Consider the following 1,246-nt stretch of genomic DNA (forward strand, 5'->3'; position numbering starts at 1 on the left):
TAGAAAAACAGATTGGCCATGCGTGTCCCCCGAAAGTCGTCACAGGGAAATAGCCCAACAATCACGAATGATCAATATGGCTGTCGCCTTGAACTTGTCCATTGCGCGAAATATCGATTTCACGCATTTCACGCCGCATATAATCCAGAAGCGACTGAACCTTTGCACTTCGGGTCACACCGCCCGGATAAACGGCATAGATCTCAAGATCCGGCAGCTTGCAATCAGGCAAAACCCGTATTAAGTCGCCGTTATCAATTTCCTGCTGAACATCACATAGCGGAACAACCGCCAATCCGTGACCGCCCCGCAGGAACTGCAATCTGGCTGTCGCGTTATCCACCCGAACACTGCCCGACACGCGGATATTTCGTGTACCCTCGGCACATTGAAGCGTAAGCGTCTCAGGAACCCGGCTATACATCACCCATTCATGTTCGGATAAATCTTCCGGGCTTTCCGGCAATCCGAACTTGCTGACATAGGACGTGCTGGCTGCAATGATCCTGTGGGTCTGATAAAGTTTGAAGTTCTTGAGTTCCGAATTTTTCAATGGCCCGGAACGCACGGCAATATCAATGCCGCGACCAATCAGATCGACAACTTCGTCGCTGAGATGCACATCGATCGAGACACCCGGATATGTTTGCCTAAACCGGTCAAGGATCGGCACAATTCGAAGTGTGCCAAGATGAACCGAACAGGTCAGCGATATTTTGCCCACCGGATCGTCACGCAGTTCTTCGACGCGTTTTCGCGCTGCTTCGGCTTCGAGGGAAATGGTGCGGCAGCTGTCGTAATAGCGCGCCCCCGCATCGGTCAGACTGAAACTGCGTGTGCTTCTGCGCAACAATGGCACGCCGAGGCGGGTCTCAAGCTGGCGAATTTGATGGGAAATGGCGGCACGGCTGAGCCCCATCTTCCGCGCAGCCGCAGAAAACCCGCCTTCGTCAACAACGCGGGCAAAGATCATCATCGCCCGAACTTCATCAAGTGCCGACATTCAATATGCTCATTAAATTTGACAATGTGTTCACTTCATCAATCTTTCGCAAATTCTGTCAGCCAGTTAAGATGAGAGCAAATGAATTCCACGCATGGAGGAACTGATGCGTATTTTGATGATTGTTACGTCGCATGATCAGATGGGTGACACCGGACACAAGACCGGTATCTGGCTCGAAGAGTTTGCAGCCCCTTACTATCGCTTCAAGGATGCCGGGGCAGAAATTACGCTGGCATCCCC

The 1,246-nt window shown here is 51.8% G+C and carries 1 protein-coding gene and 1 pseudogene; one reads left to right on the forward strand and one right to left on the reverse strand.

Translation table 11 applies throughout. The annotated features are described in order from the left end of the window. Positions 1-61 precede the first annotated feature (61 nt). Positions 62-1,003 (reverse strand): LysR family transcriptional regulator, encoded by a 942-nt coding sequence (locus tag B3Z49_RS14080; RefSeq protein ID WP_296992006.1) that lies wholly within the window; start codon positions 1,001-1,003, stop codon positions 62-64. A gap of 106 nt (positions 1,004-1,109) precedes the next feature. Between B3Z49_RS14080 and B3Z49_RS22100 the strand changes: the two are divergent. Then, positions 1,110-1,246 (forward strand): annotated as a pseudogene (locus B3Z49_RS22100) (type 1 glutamine amidotransferase domain-containing protein); the annotation flags it as partial.

The organism is Thalassospira sp. UBA1131 (assembly GCF_002311515.1).
GTDB lineage: Bacteria > Pseudomonadota > Alphaproteobacteria > Rhodospirillales > Thalassospiraceae > Thalassospira.

Excerpts from the sequence above, each read along its gene's own strand:
- B3Z49_RS14080 (WP_296992006.1), bottom strand. The coding sequence starts at position 1,003 with ATGTCGGCACTTGATGAAGTTCGGGCGATGATGATCTTTGCCCGCGTT.